Genomic DNA, 18,303 nt, shown 5'->3' with positions numbered 1-18,303 from the left:
GCTATAAACCCTATATATATAGGGTTTATAGCTTTTTTTAAGAGTGGAGATTAACAATTTGTTTTGAAAGATGTACAAGAAGTTGTTGCTATTCAATTTTGATACATACAACAACCTAATCATCAGAAAATTATTGCAGGTGTAGCTTATTATAGAAAAACTATGACTAACAAGGTTATCTTACAAATAATTTAGTGATAATTTTTCATTAATTTGTTATAATATAAGTATTTAGTAAACAATAGAACGGAGCTATAATTGTGAATTTTCAAGATAAAGTTAGCTTTATATGGTCAATTGCTGAAGTACTAAGAGGAGAATACAAGCCAGAAAACTATGGTGAAGTAATTTTGCCTCTAGTTGTTATTCGAAGATTTGATTGTGTTTTAGAGAAGACAAAACCAGAAGTACTAAATCTGTACGAAACAATTAAGCATAAACCTGAAGGAGTACAACAAGCTTTACTAACAAAAGCATCCAAAGAAGATTTTTATAATATTAGCAAGTATGATTTTAGTAATTTATTAAGTGATCCAGATGCCATTGCCGATAACTTTAAAGACCATTTAAATGGATATTCTAAAAATGCTGATGAAATTATTCAATATTTTGATTTTTTTCCAGAAATTGATAAATTAGATCGAAATGATTTGTTGTATGAGGTACTTAAGCGATTCTCTGAAATTGATTTGCATCCTAGTGTAGTATCAAATATTGAAATGGGTTATATTTTTGAAGAGTTAATCCGCCGATTTTCTGAAAATACAGAAGCAGGGGATCATTATACACCAAGAGAAGTAATACGGTTAATGGTTCATCTTTTATTTAATGATGACCGCATTGATATTGCAACAGAAGGAATTACGAAGACACTATATGATTGTGCGGCGGGTACTGGAGGAATGGGCTCTGTAGCAAATGAGTACATGAAAAATCATAATATGTTAGGTGAGCTGATTTTTTATGCACAAGAGGTAAATGAGGAATCTTATGCTATAGCTAAATCCGACTTGCTTCTAAAAAAGGAAAATGCAGATAACATTCGTTTAGGGAATACATTAACAAATGATAGATTTAAAAATGATAAATTCGATTTTATGATTTCTAATCCGCCATATGGTGTAGATTGGAAAAAAGTAGAAAAATCTGTAAAAGACGAACATAATGATTTAGGATTCAATGGTCGATTTGGTGCAGGTCTTCCTCGTACAAGTGACGGGCAATTATTATTTTTACAACATTTGGTTTCTAAAATGAAACCCGTGACCAAAGAAAATCCTTATGGTTCTAGAATAGCGATTATTATGAATGGTTCTCCCTTGTTTACTGGCGATGCTGGATCAGGAGAAAGTGAAATTCGTCGCTATTTATTTGAAAATGACTTAGTTGAAGGCTTAGTTGCTTTACCAAATGACTTGTTTTATAATACGGGAATTTCAACGTATATTTGGATTTTAACGAATAACAAAGAACCACATAGAAGAGGCAAGGTAACGTTAGTAAATGCGGTTGATTTTTCTGAAAAAATGAAAAAGAGCATGGGTAATAAGCGTAATGAGATTTCTGAAGAGCAAATAATCGAAATTGTTTCTCTTTATAATGAGACAAAAGAAAATAAAAAAGTAAAAATATTTGATAACGAAGATTTCGGCTTTCATAAAATCACTGTTGAAAGACCGTTACGTTTAAACTTTAATTTATCAAAAGAACGTATTGAACGTGTAAAATACGAAAAAGCTTTTCAAAATTTAGCTACTTCAAAGAAAAAAGGAGAAGCTGGAGAGAAACAAGTTGAAGAGGGAATTGCTTTGCAACAAGCAATTATCTCTACGTTGTTGAAAAATTGTTCTGATAAATTAATCAAAAATAGAGATGAATTTACAAAGCAATTAAAAGAACTGTTTAAAAAAGAGGAAATAGTCGTTTCAACATCTGTTTTTAAAGCGATTCTAAATGGATTATCTGAGAGAGATAAAACTGCAGATATCTGTATGAAAAATAAAACGACCGTGGAACCAGATACTGAATTGAGAGATTATGAACCAATTCCCTTAAAAGAAGACATACAAGCGTATTTTGAACGAGAAGTATTACCACATGTTCCTGATGCTTGGATCGATGAAACGAAAACAAAAGTTGGTTATGAAATACCATTTACAAGACATTTTTATGAATATACACCGATTAGAAGTTCAAAAGAAATACTTGGTGAGATTCAAAAGTTAGAAGTTGAAATTTCTGAACAGTTGAAGAAGGTGTTTGGAAATGGATAGAATTAAATTAAAATATCTAACCAATAAACCTCTAATGTATGGTGCTAACGAATCAGCTGTATCAGAGGATAAAGATAAACCTCGATTTATTAGAATCACTGATATCAATGAAGATGGTTCACTTAAAGATACAACTTTTAAAAGTCTTGATTTAGAAAAAGCAAAGCCATATTTATTGAAGAAAAATGATATATTATTTGCTCGAACAGGAGCTACAGTAGGTAAAACCTATATTCATAGTAATGATGAATTATCTTGTTTTGCAGGATACCTAATAAAGTTCGAAAGTGATATAAATAAATTATTACCTAAATTGCTTTTTTATTACTCAAAAACAATAGAATATCAAGATTGGATTAGAGAAAATACCATTCAAGCAACTATACAAAATGTTAGTGCAGAAAAATACAAGGAATTAAAGTTACCTATTTTTAAAATGAATGAACAAAATATCGTTATAAGTTTTTTAGACAGGAAACTTTCGGATTTAAACTTCCTTATCTATTCGAAAGAAAAACAAATCAAACTCCTTGAAGAACAACGTCAAGCAATGATCACAGAAGCTGTTACAAAAGGATTAAACCCTAATGTAAAAATGAAAGATTCTGGAGTAGATTGGATTGGAGAAATTCCAGAACATTGGAATTTGAAAAAATTGAAATATATTTCGAAAATAAAAACAAGTAATGTTAACAAGAAAAGTACTGACGGTGAAAAAAGTGTTAAGTTATGTAATTATACTGATGTCTACTATAATGATTTTGTATCTAATTCGATTGATTTTATGCAAGCCACAGCAACAAAAGAGCAAATTGAAAAATTTACTCTCAAGAGAGATAATGTTTTAATTACAAAAGATTCGGAAAATCCCAATGATATTGGTATTCCTGCTTACGTAGTTGAAGATTTTATTGATGTTGTTTGTGGGTATCATTTAACAGTATTAGAGCCAAAGAAATCAAAAATGTTAGGAAAATATTTATACTATTCTATCGTTGCAAAAAATTTCCAAGAACAGTTCCATTCTAAAGCTAATGGAGTAACAAGATATGGCTTAACATTATCTTCGATTGGTGATAGTTTAATTTTAGAACCGACCATTGAAGAACAATTAAAAATTATTAGTAAGTTAGACTCAACTTCTAGTGATTATAAAACTATGAAAGAGAAAATTAAAAAACAAATAATTAAACTAAAAGAATACCGCCAATCTTTAATTCATGAAGCGGTTTCTGGGAAAATACCCATTGAAGAGATGGAGACTTATTTAAAGGAGGCTGAAAACGATGGTAATTGATACATCTGAGAAAGGGTTTGAGGGAAATATAGAACACTATTTAATGAACTCAAGCTATGAATCCTTAGTTTTCGATCAGCCTTCTTTAATCTCTCTTCGATCTTTAGGGATTAATACAGAGATGCTTTGGCGGTTTTTAGAGTCGACACAGGAAAAAGAACTCAATCATTTGCGCCGTAAATATTCTATAGGAAATGCGGACGATAAAATTTTGGAACGTATTTTGAGTGAAATAGATCGCAAAGGATTATTAGATGTTCTTCGTCACGGAGTAAGAGATCGAGGTGTACACCTTAAGTTAATCTATAATAAACCTGAAACGGAATTAAATCGAACTTTAGTTGAAAACTACGAGAAAAATATTTTTGCAGTTAGTCGTCAAGTTTACTACACTCATGAATCAAAAAATAGTATCGATTTGGTTCTATTTGTGAATGGTTTTCCACTAGTAGTCATGGAATTAAAAAATCAATTAACCAATCAAACAGTGTACAATGGAATGAAACAATTTAGAGAAACACGCAGTCCGAAAGAATTGATATTTCAATTCAATAAAAGAACACTTGTTTATTTTGCTGTTGATACCGATGAAGTATATATGACTACAGAACTTAAAGGAGAACATACCCACTTTTTACCCTTTAATCTTGGCAACCAAGGTGGAAAAGGGAATCCTCCAAGTGAAGGAAATTATCGCACGTATTATTTGTGGGAGAATGTTTTACAAAAAGATAGTTTGTTGGATATTATTTTTAAGTTTATGTATATCAAAAAAGATGATATTAAAGATTCCAATGGAGAGTTATTATATCAAAGAAAATCACTAATATTTCCTAGATACCATCAATTAGATGTTGTGAGAAAAATTGAAGACGATGTTCGAAAATTTTCTGTGGGTCAAAATTATTTAATCCAACATTCGGCTGGTAGTGGAAAAACAAATAGTATTTCATGGCTCGCACACCGATTATCTAAAATGCATAATCAAGAGAATAAAGCTTTTTTTGATAGTGTGATTGTTATTACAGATCGAAGAGTATTAGATAAACAGTTACAAGATGCTGTTTATCAATTAGAACATAAAGCAGGAACAGTTGAAAGAATTGATAAAGATTCGAACCAATTAGCAAAAGCCATTCAAAGTGGAACACGGATTGTGATCACAACATTACAAAAATTCCCATATGTTTTAGATAAGATAGCAAAACTTAGCAGTAAAAATTATGCAGTAGTGATTGATGAGGCTCATTCGTCCCAAGGCGGAAAATCAGCTAAAGCGATGTCACAGGTGCTGTCTAATATGACGCTAGAAGAAGCTTACGAACAAGATCGACTGATTGAGGATAATTTAACGGATGTAGAAGAAATGATTGTAGAAGATATTGTAAAAAGTGGTAAGCAAACCAATGTTTCGTATTTTGCTTTTACAGCAACGCCAAAACCTAAAACGCTGGAACGATTTGGACGTAAAAACTCTGAAGGAAAGTTTATTCCTTTTCATTTATATTCTATGAGACAAGCTATTGAAGAAGGATTCATTTTAGATGTATTACAAAATTATACAACCTACAAAACATACTATAATATCATTTCTGCATCTGATGAGAAGGTATTAAAAAGTGAAGCTACGAAAAAAATTGGTCGTTTTGTTTCTCTGCATCCACACAATATTGCTCAAAAAGTAGAAGTGATTGTAGAACACTTCAGAGAACGTACTCAGCATAAACTAGATGGACGTGCGAAAGCGATGCTGGTAACATCTAGTAGACTGCACGCCGTAAGATATAAATTAGCGATGGATGATTATATCAAAAGAAGACACTATAAAGATATGGAGACATTGGTTGCTTTCTCAGGAAAAGTTGAAGATGGAAATGATACGCCTTATACAGAGAGTAATATGAATGGATTTTCAGAAAATGAACTACCAGATAAATTTCATACGGATGATTTTCAAGTGCTAATTGTTGCTGAAAAATATCAAACAGGGTTTGATGAACCGTTGCTACAAACAATGTATGTTGATAAACCTTTAAGTGGTGTAAAAGCGGTACAAACATTATCAAGGTTAAACCGAACTTGCCCAGGAAAATCGGATACCTTTATCCTTGACTTCGTTAATGAAACAGAAGAAATAAAAAAGGCATTCCAACCTTACTATGAAACAACAGCTTTAGAAAGTGAAACGGATCCTAACCTGTTATATGAATTAAAAGACACAATTGACCAATATGAAATCGTTACTTTAGAGGAACTAGACACAGTAGCAAGCTTGGTAATGAGTGGGAATTTAGAATCTTCAGCAACTGTACAAGGAAAACTTAACTCTATTATTGATAAAGGTGTGGAAAGATATATAGGGCTAGATACAGAAGATCAGGAGATTTTTAGAGACGCAAGTGTAAAATATCTGAGAACGTATGGTTTTTTATTACAAATTATTGATTTTGCTGATGTTGAACTTCATAAAATGTATCTCTATGTCAATTATTTAATTAGAAAATTACCTAAGAAAAAAAGAGAAACTTTTACTTTACCCGATGATGTAGCTTTGAAGTATTATAAAATTAAACAAACCTCTGTTGGTACTATTGGTTTAGAAAAAACAGGTATCGAATATATTGAAGGTGTTGGTCATGGAGTAAGTCCAATTATAGAAGAGGAAGAAGTTAGTTTTTCAGATATTATCAATAAAATTAACGAACGTTTTGGCACTAATTTTGAACCAGAAGATAAATTGTTTATGGATCAAGTAACAAGAAAGATGCATAGTGATGAAAGCTTCGTAATGAAAGCGAAGAATAACTCATTTGACAATTTTGTTTTAGGCGTTGAAAAACAATCACAAGACATATTAATAGATAAATATGAAACGAATAGTAAGTTTGTCGATAAATATCTAACAGATGATGAATTTAAGAGTTTCGTTCTAACTTATATGCTTAAAGATGTTTATGAAAAAGTGCATAATTAAGACATTTAAAAAACGTTGAGGTATATTTCAAACATTAATTGCTTTCAATAATATAACTCATTTAATTAGATTTTAACTATTTTAATTTGACAATCTGTGATAACTATTGTTTAAATGAACTGTCATAAGTGAACTTAATTACTTAATCTTACAATGAATGACACTGGTTGAAAACTCGATTCCAATATCGAAGGTTCAGTCCCCTAAAACCTCAAACAAACAACATACTTCAAGAAACCAGCGTTAGACGCTGGTTTCTTTCTTTAACAACTACCGTTCTGCCTTGCAAAAAACAAATAAGAAATTTCCTTGTCTATTCAAAGTTATTTCTATTAGAACCAATCAACTATAGCTTATATTTTTTCTATAACGAGCTAAACAAACCACATTCTTATTGAATTTTTAAAGCAACGTTCTCAAATTAACGGATTTTCTAAAAAAACACAAAATATCTAGGCGAAGTGGTCAAGTCCAATGGTTATTTATGAGTGAATATGCTAAAATAAAACTTGTCTTACATAAGGAAAGATTTGTTCACTAACAGTGGCGACTGTTCTCAGTAAACAGTTGCACTGGTTTATCGGGAAGGGAACAGAGCAAGTTTTACGAGACTTTCCCATGTAATAATAAAAAGCACTGAACGTCAGTGAATGAAGGAAGAAGGGCATCTATGAAAACAATTATCACATTCATTATTGTCTTCGGTATTCTTGTCCTCGTACATGAATTTGGCCACTTTTATTTTGCAAAACGAGCGGGTATTTTAGTTCGTGAGTTTGCAATCGGAATGGGACCAAAGATTTTTGCGCATCGTGGAAAAGATGGCACCACTTATACGATTCGCTTATTGCCGATTGGTGGCTATGTGCGAATGGCTGGGATGGGCGAAGACATGACAGAAATTACACCAGGTATGCCTCTATCTGTTGAGTTAAATGCCGTGGGTAATGTGGTTAAAATTAATACAAGTAAAAAAGTACAATTACCTCATAGTATTCCGATGGAAGTCGTTGATTTTGATCTTGAAAAAGAATTATTCATCAAGGGCTATGTCAATGGAAACGAGGAAGAAGAAACCGTTTATAAAGTTGACCATGATGCAACGATTATTGAAAGTGATGGTACCGAGGTGCGGATTGCGCCACTTGACGTTCAATTTCAATCAGCGAAATTATCGCAACGCATTTTAACGAACTTTGCGGGACCCATGAATAACTTTATCTTAGGGTTTATTCTGTTTACGTTAGCGGTCTTTCTACAAGGAGGCGTCACTGATTTAAACACGAATCAAATTGGACAAGTGATTCCTAATGGCCCAGCCGCAGAAGCTGGGTTGAAAGAAAACGATAAAGTCTTATCGATTAATAATCAAAAAATCAAAAAATACGAAGATTTTACAACCATTGTGCAGAAGAACCCCGAAAAGCCGTTGACGTTCGTAGTTGAGCGTAACGGCAAAGAAGAGCAACTAACAGTGACACCAGAAAAACAAAAAGTGGAAAAACAAACGATTGGTAAAGTCGGCGTTTATCCTTATATGAAAACTGATTTACCGTCAAAATTGATGGGCGGTATTCAGGATACTTTAAATAGTACGACACAGATTTTTAAAGCACTCGGCTCACTATTCACCGGTTTTAGTTTAAACAAACTAGGTGGGCCAGTCATGATGTTTAAGTTATCGGAAGAAGCATCCAATGCTGGAGTAAGTACAGTTGTATTCTTAATGGCCATGTTGTCAATGAACTTAGGGATTATTAATTTGTTGCCGATCCCAGCTTTAGATGGCGGGAAAATTGTCTTAAACATTATTGAAGGTGTACGTGGAAAACCAATTAGTCCTGAAAAAGAAGGCATCATTACGTTAATTGGCTTTGGGTTTGTCATGGTGTTAATGGTGTTAGTTACTTGGAACGATATTCAACGCTTTTTCTTTTAAGGAGAAAGCTTAAGTAAAAAAGTGTGTAAAGAAATCAAAAATAGTTGATTTTAAAATAGAGGAGAGTTTTAATGAAACAGTCAAAAATGTTAATTCCAACGTTAAGAGAAGTACCAAATGATGCAGAAGTCTTAAGTCATCAAATTCTGTTGCGCGCAGGCTATATTCGTCAAGTCGCTGCAGGGATCTATTCTTATTTACCTTTAGCCAATCGTGTTTTAGAAAAATTAAAAACGATTATGCGAGAAGAATTTGAGAAAATTGATGCAGTTGAAATGTTAATGCCTGCGTTATTACCAGCAGAACTTTGGAAAGAATCAGGCCGTTATGAAACTTATGGACCTAACTTGTATCGCTTAAAAGATCGCAATGACCGTGACTATATCTTAGGCCCAACGCATGAAGAAACCTTCACAGAATTAATTCGTGATGAAATCAATTCTTACAAACGATTACCTTTGAATTTATACCAAATTCAAACAAAATATCGTGATGAAAAACGCCCACGTTCTGGCTTATTAAGAGGCCGTGAATTTATCATGAAAGATGGCTATTCTTTCCATGCCGATGAAGCTAGTTTAGATCAATCATACCGTGATTACGAAAAAGCTTACTCACGCATTTTTGAACGCTGTGGACTAGAATTCCGTGCCATTATTGGGGACGGTGGTGCCATGGGTGGTAAAGATTCTAAAGAATTTATGGCGATTTCTGAAATTGGGGAAGATACTATTTGTTATTCAACAGAAAGTGATTATGCTGCCAATTTAGAAATGGCAACAAGTCTTTATACGCCGAAAAAATCACATGAAACACAATTAGATTTAGAAAAAATTGCAACACCAGAAGTGGGTACAATTGCCGAAGTGGCAAACTTCTTTGAAGTTGAGCCACAACGTATTATTAAATCAGTACTATTTATTGCCGATGAAGAGCCAGTAATGGTCTTGGTTCGTGGCGATCATGATGTCAATGATGTCAAATTGAAAAACTTCTTAGGCGCTGATTTCCTAGATGAAGCAACAGAAGAAGATGCTCGCCGTGTCTTAGGAGCGGGCTTTGGTTCAATTGGTCCAGTCAATGTTGCCAAAGATGTTAAAATTTATGCAGATTTAGCTGTTCAAGATTTAGCCAACGCCATTGTTGGGGCTAACGAAGATGGCTATCATTTGACAAATGTAAATCCAGATCGTGACTTCCAACCAATTAGTTACGAAGATTTACGCTTTGTTCAAGAAGGCGATCCTTCTCCTGATGGCAATGGTGTCTTAGCCTTTACTAAAGGAATCGAAATTGGTCACATCTTTAAATTAGGAACGCGTTATAGTGATGCTATGGGCGCAACAGTTTTAGATGAAAACGGTCGTGAAAAATCAGTGATTATGGGTTGCTATGGCATCGGCGTTAGTCGTTTACTTTCAGCAATCGTTGAACAAAATGCAGACGAGCGCGGTATTAATTGGCCAACAGGAATTGCGCCATTTGATTTACACGTGGTCCAAATGAATGTGAAAGATGAGTATCAAACAAAACTATCACAAGAAGTTGAAGCAATGATGACCGAAGCAGGCTACGAAGTATTAGTTGATGACCGCAATGAGCGCGCAGGCGTAAAATTTGCTGATGCTGATTTAATTGGTTGTCCAATCCGTATCACAGTCGGGAAAAAAGCAGTCGATGGTGTGGTAGAAGTCAAAATCAAACGTACTGGTGAAATGTTAGAAGTACGCAAAGAAGAATTAGAAAGCACACTTTCTATTTTGATGAACACAACATCAGAAGCGGAATAATAATGAAAAGGGCGGACAGAATGATTAGGATAAACTGTTTCCGCCACTTATCAGCGTTTAAGCTTGAAGCAAAAATCTAAAGTGATTTTTGTTTCAAGCTCTTCTTAGCTCTTTTTAGAAAAGAAACAAGATTGTTTTTTTACAAAAAACGAGTATACTTAATAGAGAAGCGAATGCAGAGAAACCGAAAAAAGGCACTTGACAGATTTGTCTGAGGGCCTTTTTTCAATGATAGAAGGAGGTTCATTTTGTGACAGAAAAAGCACGCGATTTATTTGATAAACTGATGACGCAAATTCAGTTAGATGACACAGCGAAAGAACATCCCTTAATTCAAAATGGCCGGATTGACAAGGTCATTGTTCACCAACAAAGTCGCTTATGGGAATTTCATTTAAGTTTTGATGAATTGATGCCAGTGATGCTATATCAAACATTTATGCAACAATTGGAACTAGCTTTTCAACAAATTGCGCAGGTTTCCGTTCAAATAACCACAAATCAGACAACATTTACTGAGGAACAATTAACGGATTATTGGCAGTTGGCCTTGTTAAATAGTCAATGCAATACGCCGTTAGTTCAGAAAGTCTTAAAAACACAGACACCACAATTTGAAGATCGGAAAATTATCTTACCTGTTGATAATGAAGCAGTTATTCCTTATTTGAAGCAACAATATTTACCAATTATTGAGGAACTTTATTTCTCTTACGGGTTTCCTAAATTTCATATTGAACCAAAAATGGATCAACAGCAAGCTGCAGAAGTGCTGAAAAAGTTTGAAGAGCAAAAATTAGAACAAGCCGCAGCCTTTCAACAACAAGCTGCTGAATCGCTTGTTAAACATGAACAAATGAAAAAAGAAAAACAACAACAAGCGCCTGCGTTTGATGGTCCAATTCGTTTAGGTCGGAATATTCCCAATGATGAACCCATTATGCCAATGGGAAACATACTGGAAGAAGAACGTCGGATAACGATTGAAGGCTTTATTTTTGATAAAGAAGTGCGTGAATTGCGTTCTAAACGAAAAATTTTAATTTTGAAAATTACTGATTATACTTCCTCTTTCGTGGTGAAGAAATTTTCGAATGGGGAAAAAGATGAACAAGTTTTTGATGCGATTCAACCGCAAAGTTGGATTCGTGTTCGTGGTAGTGTACAAGAAGATACCTTCATGCGTGATTTAGTCATGAATGCCCAAGATTTGATGGAAGTCGCCCATGCGCCAAGAAAAGACTACGCGCCAGAAGGTGAAAAACGTGTAGAATTACACATGCATAGTAATATGAGTACAATGGATGCGACCAATAAAGTCGGTGACTTGGTGGCGCAAGCGGGGAAATGGGGTCACAAGGCCATCGCAATTACGGACCATGGCGGCGCCCAAGCGTTTCCTGATGCCCATGCTGCAGGTAAAAAAGCAGGCGTTAAAATTTTATACGGCGTGGAAGCTAATATTGTTGATGATGGTGTACCCATTGCTTACAACGAAGAACATATTGAATTAACAGATGCTACCTATGTGGTCTTTGACGTGGAAACAACGGGGCTTTCCGCTGTTTATGATACCATTATTGAATTGGCCGCTGTCAAAATGCACAAAGGAAATGTCATTGAGACTTTTGAGCAATTTATTGATCCTGGCCATCCATTATCTCAAACAACGATCAATTTAACTGGGATTACAGATGAAATGGTGCGCGGTTCAAAATCCGAAGAAGAAGTTTTACGCATGTTTAAAGAGTTTTCAGAAGGAACTATTTTAGTGGCCCACAACGCTTCTTTTGATATGGGGTTCTTAAATACAAGTTATGGCAAACATGGAATACCTGAAGCGGCTAATCCCGTCATCGATACATTAGAATTATCCAGATTCTTGTATCCACATTTCAAAAGCCATCGTCTAAATACCTTATCGAAAAAATTTGGCGTCAACTTAGAACAACATCACCGCGCCATCTATGACTCGGAATCAACGGGTCATTTGTGCTGGATTTTCTTAAAAGAAGCGAAAGAGAATCATGATATGCATTTCCATGATGATTTGAATCGTCATATTGGCGAAGGAGACTCATACAAACGAGCTCGGCCTTTCCATGCAACGATTTTAGCAACAACTCAAGCAGGATTAAAAAATCTTTTTAAATTGATTTCGATGTCCAATGTAGATTATTTTTTCCGAGTACCACGGATTCCTCGTTCGCAATTATCGAAGTTAAGAGAAGGGCTTTTAATCGGTTCCGCATGTTCAAACGGCGAAATTTTTGAAGCAATGATGCAAAAAGGTGTCGAAGAAGCAAAAAATCGTGCCAAATTCTACGATTATATTGAAGTTATGCCCAAACCAGTTTACGCGCCATTAATTGAACAAGAATTGGTGAAAAATGAAGCAGATTTGGAAGAAATTATTAGTAATCTAGTGAAAATCGGTGACGAACTTGGCAAGCTGGTTGTCGCCACTGGAAATGTTCATTATTTAAATGAAGAAGATGCCATCTATCGGAAAATTTTAGTCGGGTCTATGGGTGGCGCTAATCCGTTAAATCGCCATAGTTTACCAAAGGTTCATTTCAGAACCACCGATGAAATGTTAACGGAATTTCAATTTTTAGGACAAGACGTCGCTAAGCGAATTGTAGTAGAAAATCCCAACAAAGTCGCTGATTTATGTGAAGAAGTTATTCCAGTAAAAGACGATTTGTATACGCCGAAAATTCCTGGGTCTGAACAAGAAATCACTGATTTAAGCTACAATCGTGCGCGCGAATTGTATGGCGATCCTTTACCAGAAATTGTCGAAAAACGGTTAGAAAAGGAACTGAATTCGATTAACGGAAATGGTTTCTCGGTCATTTATTTAATTTCTCAAAAACTGGTGCATAAAAGTAATGAAGATGGCTATTTAGTTGGTTCACGGGGCTCTGTAGGTTCGAGTTTTGTTGCGACAATGACAGGGATTACTGAAGTAAATCCTTTAGCGCCACATTATTATTGTCCTGAGTGTCAATATTCTGAGTTCTATGAAGATGGTTCCTATGGTTCAGGGTTTGATATGCCTGAAAAAGCCTGTCCAAAATGTGGCGCTCGATTGTTTAAAGATGGTCACGATATTCCTTTTGAAACGTTCTTAGGGTTCCATGGCGACAAAGTTCCCGATATCGATTTGAACTTTTCTGGCGATTATCAAGCCGAAGCCCATAACTACACGAAAGTTCTTTTTGGTGAAGAATATGTTTACCGGGCAGGAACCATTGGTACAGTAGCCGACAAAACAGCGTATGGCTTTGTTAAAGGATATGAAAGAGATCATAATTTACATTTGCGCGGCGCTGAAATTGATCGCTTAGCCAAAGGTTCAACAGGGGTTAAACGGACGACTGGGCAGCATCCCGGCGGTATTATTGTAATTCCTGATTACATGGATGTTTATGACTTTACGCCAATTCAATACCCTGCTGATGATCAAGAGGCAGAATGGAAAACGACGCACTTTGATTTCCATTCCATTCACGATAATATTTTAAAACTTGATATTCTGGGACATGATGATCCAACCGTGATTCGGATGTTACAAGATTTATCTGGGATTGAGCCAAAAACCATCCCAACAGACGATCCAGAAGTGATGCGTATTTTTGAAGGACCTGAGGTTCTAGGTGTGGATGCAGAGCAAATTTATTCTAAAACAGGAACGTTAGGAATTCCTGAATTTGGAACACGTTTCGTTCGAGGCATGTTAGAGCAGACCCATCCATCAACTTTTGCAGAATTACTTCAAATTTCTGGACTGTCTCACGGAACCGATGTGTGGCTAGGGAATGCAGAAGAGTTGATTCGCCGTGGCGAAGCCAATCTTGCTGAAGTAATTGGTTGTCGGGATGATATCATGGTTTATTTAATTCATGCTGGTTTGGACAGTGGGATGGCCTTTAAGATTATGGAAACGGTACGTAAAGGACAATGGAATAAGATTCCTGATGAACTACGGGATACGTATTTAAATGCGATGAAGGAAAACAACGTCCCTGACTGGTATATTGATTCTTGTTCTAAAATTAAATATATGTTCCCGAAAGCCCATGCGGCAGCATACGTATTAATGGCATTGCGGGTCGCTTACTTTAAAGTTTATTTCCCAATCTTATATTACTGTGCATTTTTCTCCGTTCGGGCGGATGACTTTGACTTAGTGGCAATGTCACAAGGGAAAGAAGCTGTGAAAGCACGAATGAAAGAAATTACGGACAAGGGGATGGACGCCTCCACTAAAGAGAAAAACTTATTAACGGTTTTAGAATTATGTAATGAAATGTTGGAACGGGGCTATAAATTTGGCATGATTGATTTGTACAAATCAGATGCTGAAAATTTTGTGATTGAAGGGGATACCTTGATTGCACCTTTCCGAGCAGTGCCAAGTTTAGGACTCAACGTAGCGAAAGCTATTGTCGCTGCGCGAGAAGAGCAACCGTTCTTATCGAAAGAAGATTTGGCAACACGAGGCAAAGTTTCTAAAACGTTGATTGAATACATGAATGAAAATGGTGTCTTAAAAGACTTGCCAGATGAAAACCAATTATCATTATTTGATATGTTATAAAAGAAAAATCTCTTAGAAAAAGGCTGGTGAAGCAACTTATTCACCGGCCTTTTTTAGTCATCAAATAAATTAGAAAATCATTGCTAGAAGCGTTTTAATTACTTATTAAAAAGCCATCTTTATTTAATTATGTTGAGCTTGTGCATAAAAAGTAAAATGCTTATGATAAATGAAGAGCTTTATTTTTTTTATAAGAAAGGAATTGGTTATATGGACAAAAAGCAATTACGATGGTTCACCGTCGGGTTAATTGCCTTTAACATGGTCTGGGGTCTTGGAAATGTTGTGAATAATTATGCACAACAAGGGACTTCAGTGGTCACTTCATGGCTTTTGATTTTAGTTTTATATTTTATTCCCTATGCGTTAATCGTAGGACAGTTAGGTTCAACATTTAAAGACAGTAATGGTGGGGTTAGTTCGTGGGTGCAAAACACCAGTACTAAACGTCTAGCCTATTATGCAGCATGGACTTATTGGGTAGTGCACATTCCTTACTTGGCACAAAAACCACAAGCAATTTTAATTGCCTTAGGTTGGGCAGTTCAAGGGAATGGAAACCTAGTCAATACGATGCCAATAGTAACGGTATCATTTATTTCATTAATAATTTTCTTGGTTTTCTTGTTATTATCAACAAAAGGGTTAACCACCTTAAAAGTTATTGGTGGTTTAGCTGGAACCGCCATGTTTGTGATGTCTATTTTATTCATTTTATTAGCGGTAGGCGCACCATTTATTAATTCAACGGTTGAATTTGCGACGCCAAACATGTCACAAGTCAGCACTTACATTCCTAAATTTGACTTTAGTTATTTTACAACCGTATCGATGTTAGTTTTTGCGGTAGGTGGCGCTGAAAAAATTTCTCCTTACGTAAATGCAACTAAAAATCCAGCCAAAGAGTTCCCTAAAGGAATGATTTTCCTAGCAGCAATGGTTGGTTTATCGGCTGTTTTAGGTTCATTTGCAATGGGAATGTTATTCTCAAGTGACAATATTCCTAAAGATTTAATGGCAAATGGTGCCTACAGTGCCTTCCAAAAATTAGGCGCATATTATGGTGTCGGTAATCTCTTAATGATTGTTTATGCTTTGACGAATACAGTGGGTCAAGTGGCTGCGTTAGCCTTTTCAATTGATGCTCCACTGAAAATTCTTTTAGCTGAAGCAGATCCAGAATTTGTTCCAAGTTGGTTACGCAAACGTACGAAAAAAGGTACGTTAATTAATGGTTACCTATTAACAGGTATTTTAGTAAGTATTATTATCGCTTTACCGATGTTTGGGTTGAAGGACATGAACGAAGTGGTTAAATGGCTAACTAACTTAAATTCTGTAGTTATGCCAATGCGTTACTTGTGGGTCTTCTTTGCCTATATGCTTCTAAACAAAGCATACAAACAATTTAATTCAGAATATAAATTTGTTAAAAATCCTAAAATTGGTTTTGTGTTTGGTCTTTGGTGTTTCCTATTTACAGCCTTTGCTTGTATCCTAGGAATGGTGCCTAAATTTGAGTATGCCTCAGACCCTCAAGGCTGGTTGTTCCAATTAGCTTCTAACATTGTGACACCAATCGTCTTAATTCTATTAGGAATGATTTTACCAGCAATTGCACGTCGCGAGAAAAAAGACACGATTTTGCCAATTGATTCAGCAGAATAATTGGTTACATGTTTCAAGGATAAAATAGTCAGTTTAAGTATTTTGCGTGAGATAAATGGTCAATAGGACTGTTTGTCTCACGTTTTTTTCTGTCGATTTTTCTCTAAAATTTCTATTGTCTCTTAAAAATATGAGAAAATCAGAAGAATTTCTCCTGTATACTAAAGGTATCTATCATTAAAAAATGGTTATTAACGGAGAAAAAGGAAGTGAACCTCATGACTAAAACACTTGAAACACAACCAGAAGAGAAAACGGTCTTTCTTTGTAAAGAAACGAATCCAGATTTTTTAGGACGAGAAATTTATGCGGATAATGTTGAAACACCGTATAATTTTTACTTAATTCGCAAGCTTTATTTAGCGAAAGAGTACCAAAATTTAGCAGAAGGGGAACAATTTTTTGAGGCTTTATGTGAAAGTTGGGATGAATCAGAACAGTTTGAAGAGTTAATTGTTAAAAAGATTTATGTCTATGTTGAAACGGAGTTAATGTACTACACTGTTTATTTTGGAAGCTTTGAGCCGACCACTCGTGACTTACGATTCGCACTAAAACAATGGATGTATGAAATACCGACAACTAAAAATAAAAAAACAGTCCGTACGAATGAAACCAATGTGCAAGTAGTGCCGCAAGAAAATCAATTAACGGAATTAGCTGGTGAAATTGCTGTCTTACGTGAAATGTTGACACTTTTAAAAGAAAATTTAGCCTCCTTGAATGAAGCCGTTAATCAAACGAGAAATCCCGTCATTTCTAGACAAATAAAAACGATCCATTTGAAAAGAGCTTCTCCTGTGATAGCCGCAGAACAGGCATCTCTGAAAATATCAGAGGATACTAATCCGGAACAACCAGACGTCAATCTCTCGCCTGATAATCTGGAAAAGCAAGAAGTTGAAACTACTGTAGCACCAAGTGAAGCAGTGCTTCCTGTTAACAAACCAGCGCTTGAAGAACGAGCGAAAGAACCAGTGTTATCTGAACCAGCGCCATTTAAAGAAGCGCTGCCAGAAGAACCTCAAGAAAACCAGCAGAGCACCGCGGCAAAACCTTTATTTACTTTTCTACAAGAAACAGAAAAAAGCTCGCTAAATTCAGTGAATGAATCTGCCGAAAAAGAAGAGGAGCAGAAGCCAGAAAAAGAAGCTGTCTCTATGGAAAGTGAGGAAGAAAATTCATCAAGTCGGACAATTCCTGCAGACTTTCAACGACAATTGGACGAATTAGAAGAGGAAATTTATCGTCGCTTTATGAGTCGCCAGTTAGAGGATACTGATGGAAATCAAGCAGTTCCGAAAATAACGATTGAAAAAAGACAGTTAGAAGCACAAATGCTTGAAGCAAAAGCATTCTCACAATCATTTAAACAAGTTCAAAAGAAAAAGGCAGGAGACGTGCGAATTTGCAATCAGTTAAGTTGTATAAAATTAGAAAAAGGATTAGATAAATTTTTAGACGAAGTTACAGAATATGTTGAAAAGCGGACCCTATTTAATAAAAAGGTTCGTTGTCCGCTCCCAGTAATCAGAGAATTGGAAGGCTATGGGCAATTAAACCAGTATATGCAGAAAATCCTTGACTGTTATTAATCGTTTATTTAGGAGAAGGTAAGACAAAACCGTTCAGTTTATCAGCTTTTAAGCCTGAAACAAAAATCACTTTGGATTTTTGTTTCAGGCTCTTTCTTATTATCTCTGGAAAAGATTTCAAGAGAATTTTTGAAATACTAGTGAAAATCCTATAAATTGTA

General features: G+C 35.2%; 8 protein-coding genes. All 8 read left to right on the top strand.

The window, feature by feature from the left end; translation table 11 throughout:
* Window positions 1-260 precede the first annotated feature (260 nt).
* The 8 genes from MKZ30_RS09130 (at window position 261) to MKZ30_RS09095 (ending at window position 18,142) form a co-directional block, all read left to right on the top strand.
* Entirely contained in the window at window positions 261-2,273 is a 2,013-nt protein-coding gene (locus MKZ30_RS09130) for a type I restriction-modification system subunit M (protein ID WP_224615876.1), read from the top strand.
* Entirely contained in the window at window positions 2,266-3,570 is a 1,305-nt protein-coding gene (locus tag MKZ30_RS09125) for a restriction endonuclease subunit S (protein WP_050444140.1), read from the top strand. The genes MKZ30_RS09130 and MKZ30_RS09125 overlap by 8 nt, the downstream gene beginning before the upstream one ends.
* Window positions 3,560-6,544, top strand: coding sequence for a type I restriction endonuclease subunit R (locus MKZ30_RS09120; RefSeq protein ID WP_033600658.1), 2,985 nt, complete (start codon window positions 3,560-3,562; stop codon window positions 6,542-6,544). Before MKZ30_RS09125 ends, MKZ30_RS09120 begins: the two co-directional genes overlap by 11 nt.
* A gap of 670 nt (window positions 6,545-7,214) precedes the next feature.
* On the top strand, window positions 7,215-8,483 hold the full coding sequence (gene rseP / locus MKZ30_RS09115; protein ID WP_002362168.1) for an RIP metalloprotease RseP: 1,269 nt from the start codon (window positions 7,215-7,217) through the stop codon (window positions 8,481-8,483).
* Window positions 8,484-8,554: 71 nt separating this feature from the next.
* Window positions 8,555-10,273 (top strand): proline--tRNA ligase, encoded by a 1,719-nt coding sequence (locus MKZ30_RS09110; RefSeq protein ID WP_016614512.1) that lies wholly within the window; start codon window positions 8,555-8,557, stop codon window positions 10,271-10,273.
* 250 nt (window positions 10,274-10,523) lie between these two features.
* Entirely contained in the window at window positions 10,524-14,879 is a 4,356-nt protein-coding gene (locus tag MKZ30_RS09105; RefSeq protein ID WP_002400824.1) for a PolC-type DNA polymerase III, read from the top strand.
* 210 nt (window positions 14,880-15,089) lie between these two features.
* The gene (locus tag MKZ30_RS09100; RefSeq protein WP_010816652.1) at window positions 15,090-16,547 is read left to right on the top strand and encodes an amino acid permease; all 1,458 of its coding nucleotides are present in this window, start codon (window positions 15,090-15,092) and stop codon (window positions 16,545-16,547) included.
* Between the two features lie 218 nt (window positions 16,548-16,765).
* A complete protein-coding gene (locus tag MKZ30_RS09095) occupies window positions 16,766-18,142 on the top strand; it encodes a hypothetical protein (RefSeq protein WP_033600657.1) in 1,377 nt (458 codons plus the stop codon).
* Window positions 18,143-18,303: the final 161 nt, after the last annotated feature.

Origin of the sequence: Enterococcus sp. LX10 (assembly GCF_023539285.1) — a bacterium.
GTDB lineage: Bacteria > Bacillota > Bacilli > Lactobacillales > Enterococcaceae > Enterococcus > Enterococcus faecalis.
This window is presented reverse-complemented; position numbering and strand designations above follow the sequence as displayed.

Bases quoted from the DNA above. Each gene is read 5' to 3' on its own strand.
- MKZ30_RS09125 (WP_050444140.1), top strand. From the start codon at position 2,266: ATGGATAGAATTAAATTAAAATATCTAACCAATAAACCTCTAATGTAT.
- MKZ30_RS09120 (WP_033600658.1), top strand. From the start codon at position 3,560: ATGGTAATTGATACATCTGAGAAAGGGTTTGAGGGAAATATAGAACAC.
- rseP (WP_002362168.1), top strand. From the start codon at position 7,215: ATGAAAACAATTATCACATTCATTATTGTCTTCGGTATTCTTGTCCTC.
- MKZ30_RS09110 (WP_016614512.1), top strand. From the start codon at position 8,555: ATGAAACAGTCAAAAATGTTAATTCCAACGTTAAGAGAAGTACCAAAT.
- MKZ30_RS09100 (WP_010816652.1), top strand. From the start codon at position 15,090: ATGGACAAAAAGCAATTACGATGGTTCACCGTCGGGTTAATTGCCTTT.
- MKZ30_RS09095 (WP_033600657.1), top strand. From the start codon at position 16,766: ATGACTAAAACACTTGAAACACAACCAGAAGAGAAAACGGTCTTTCTT.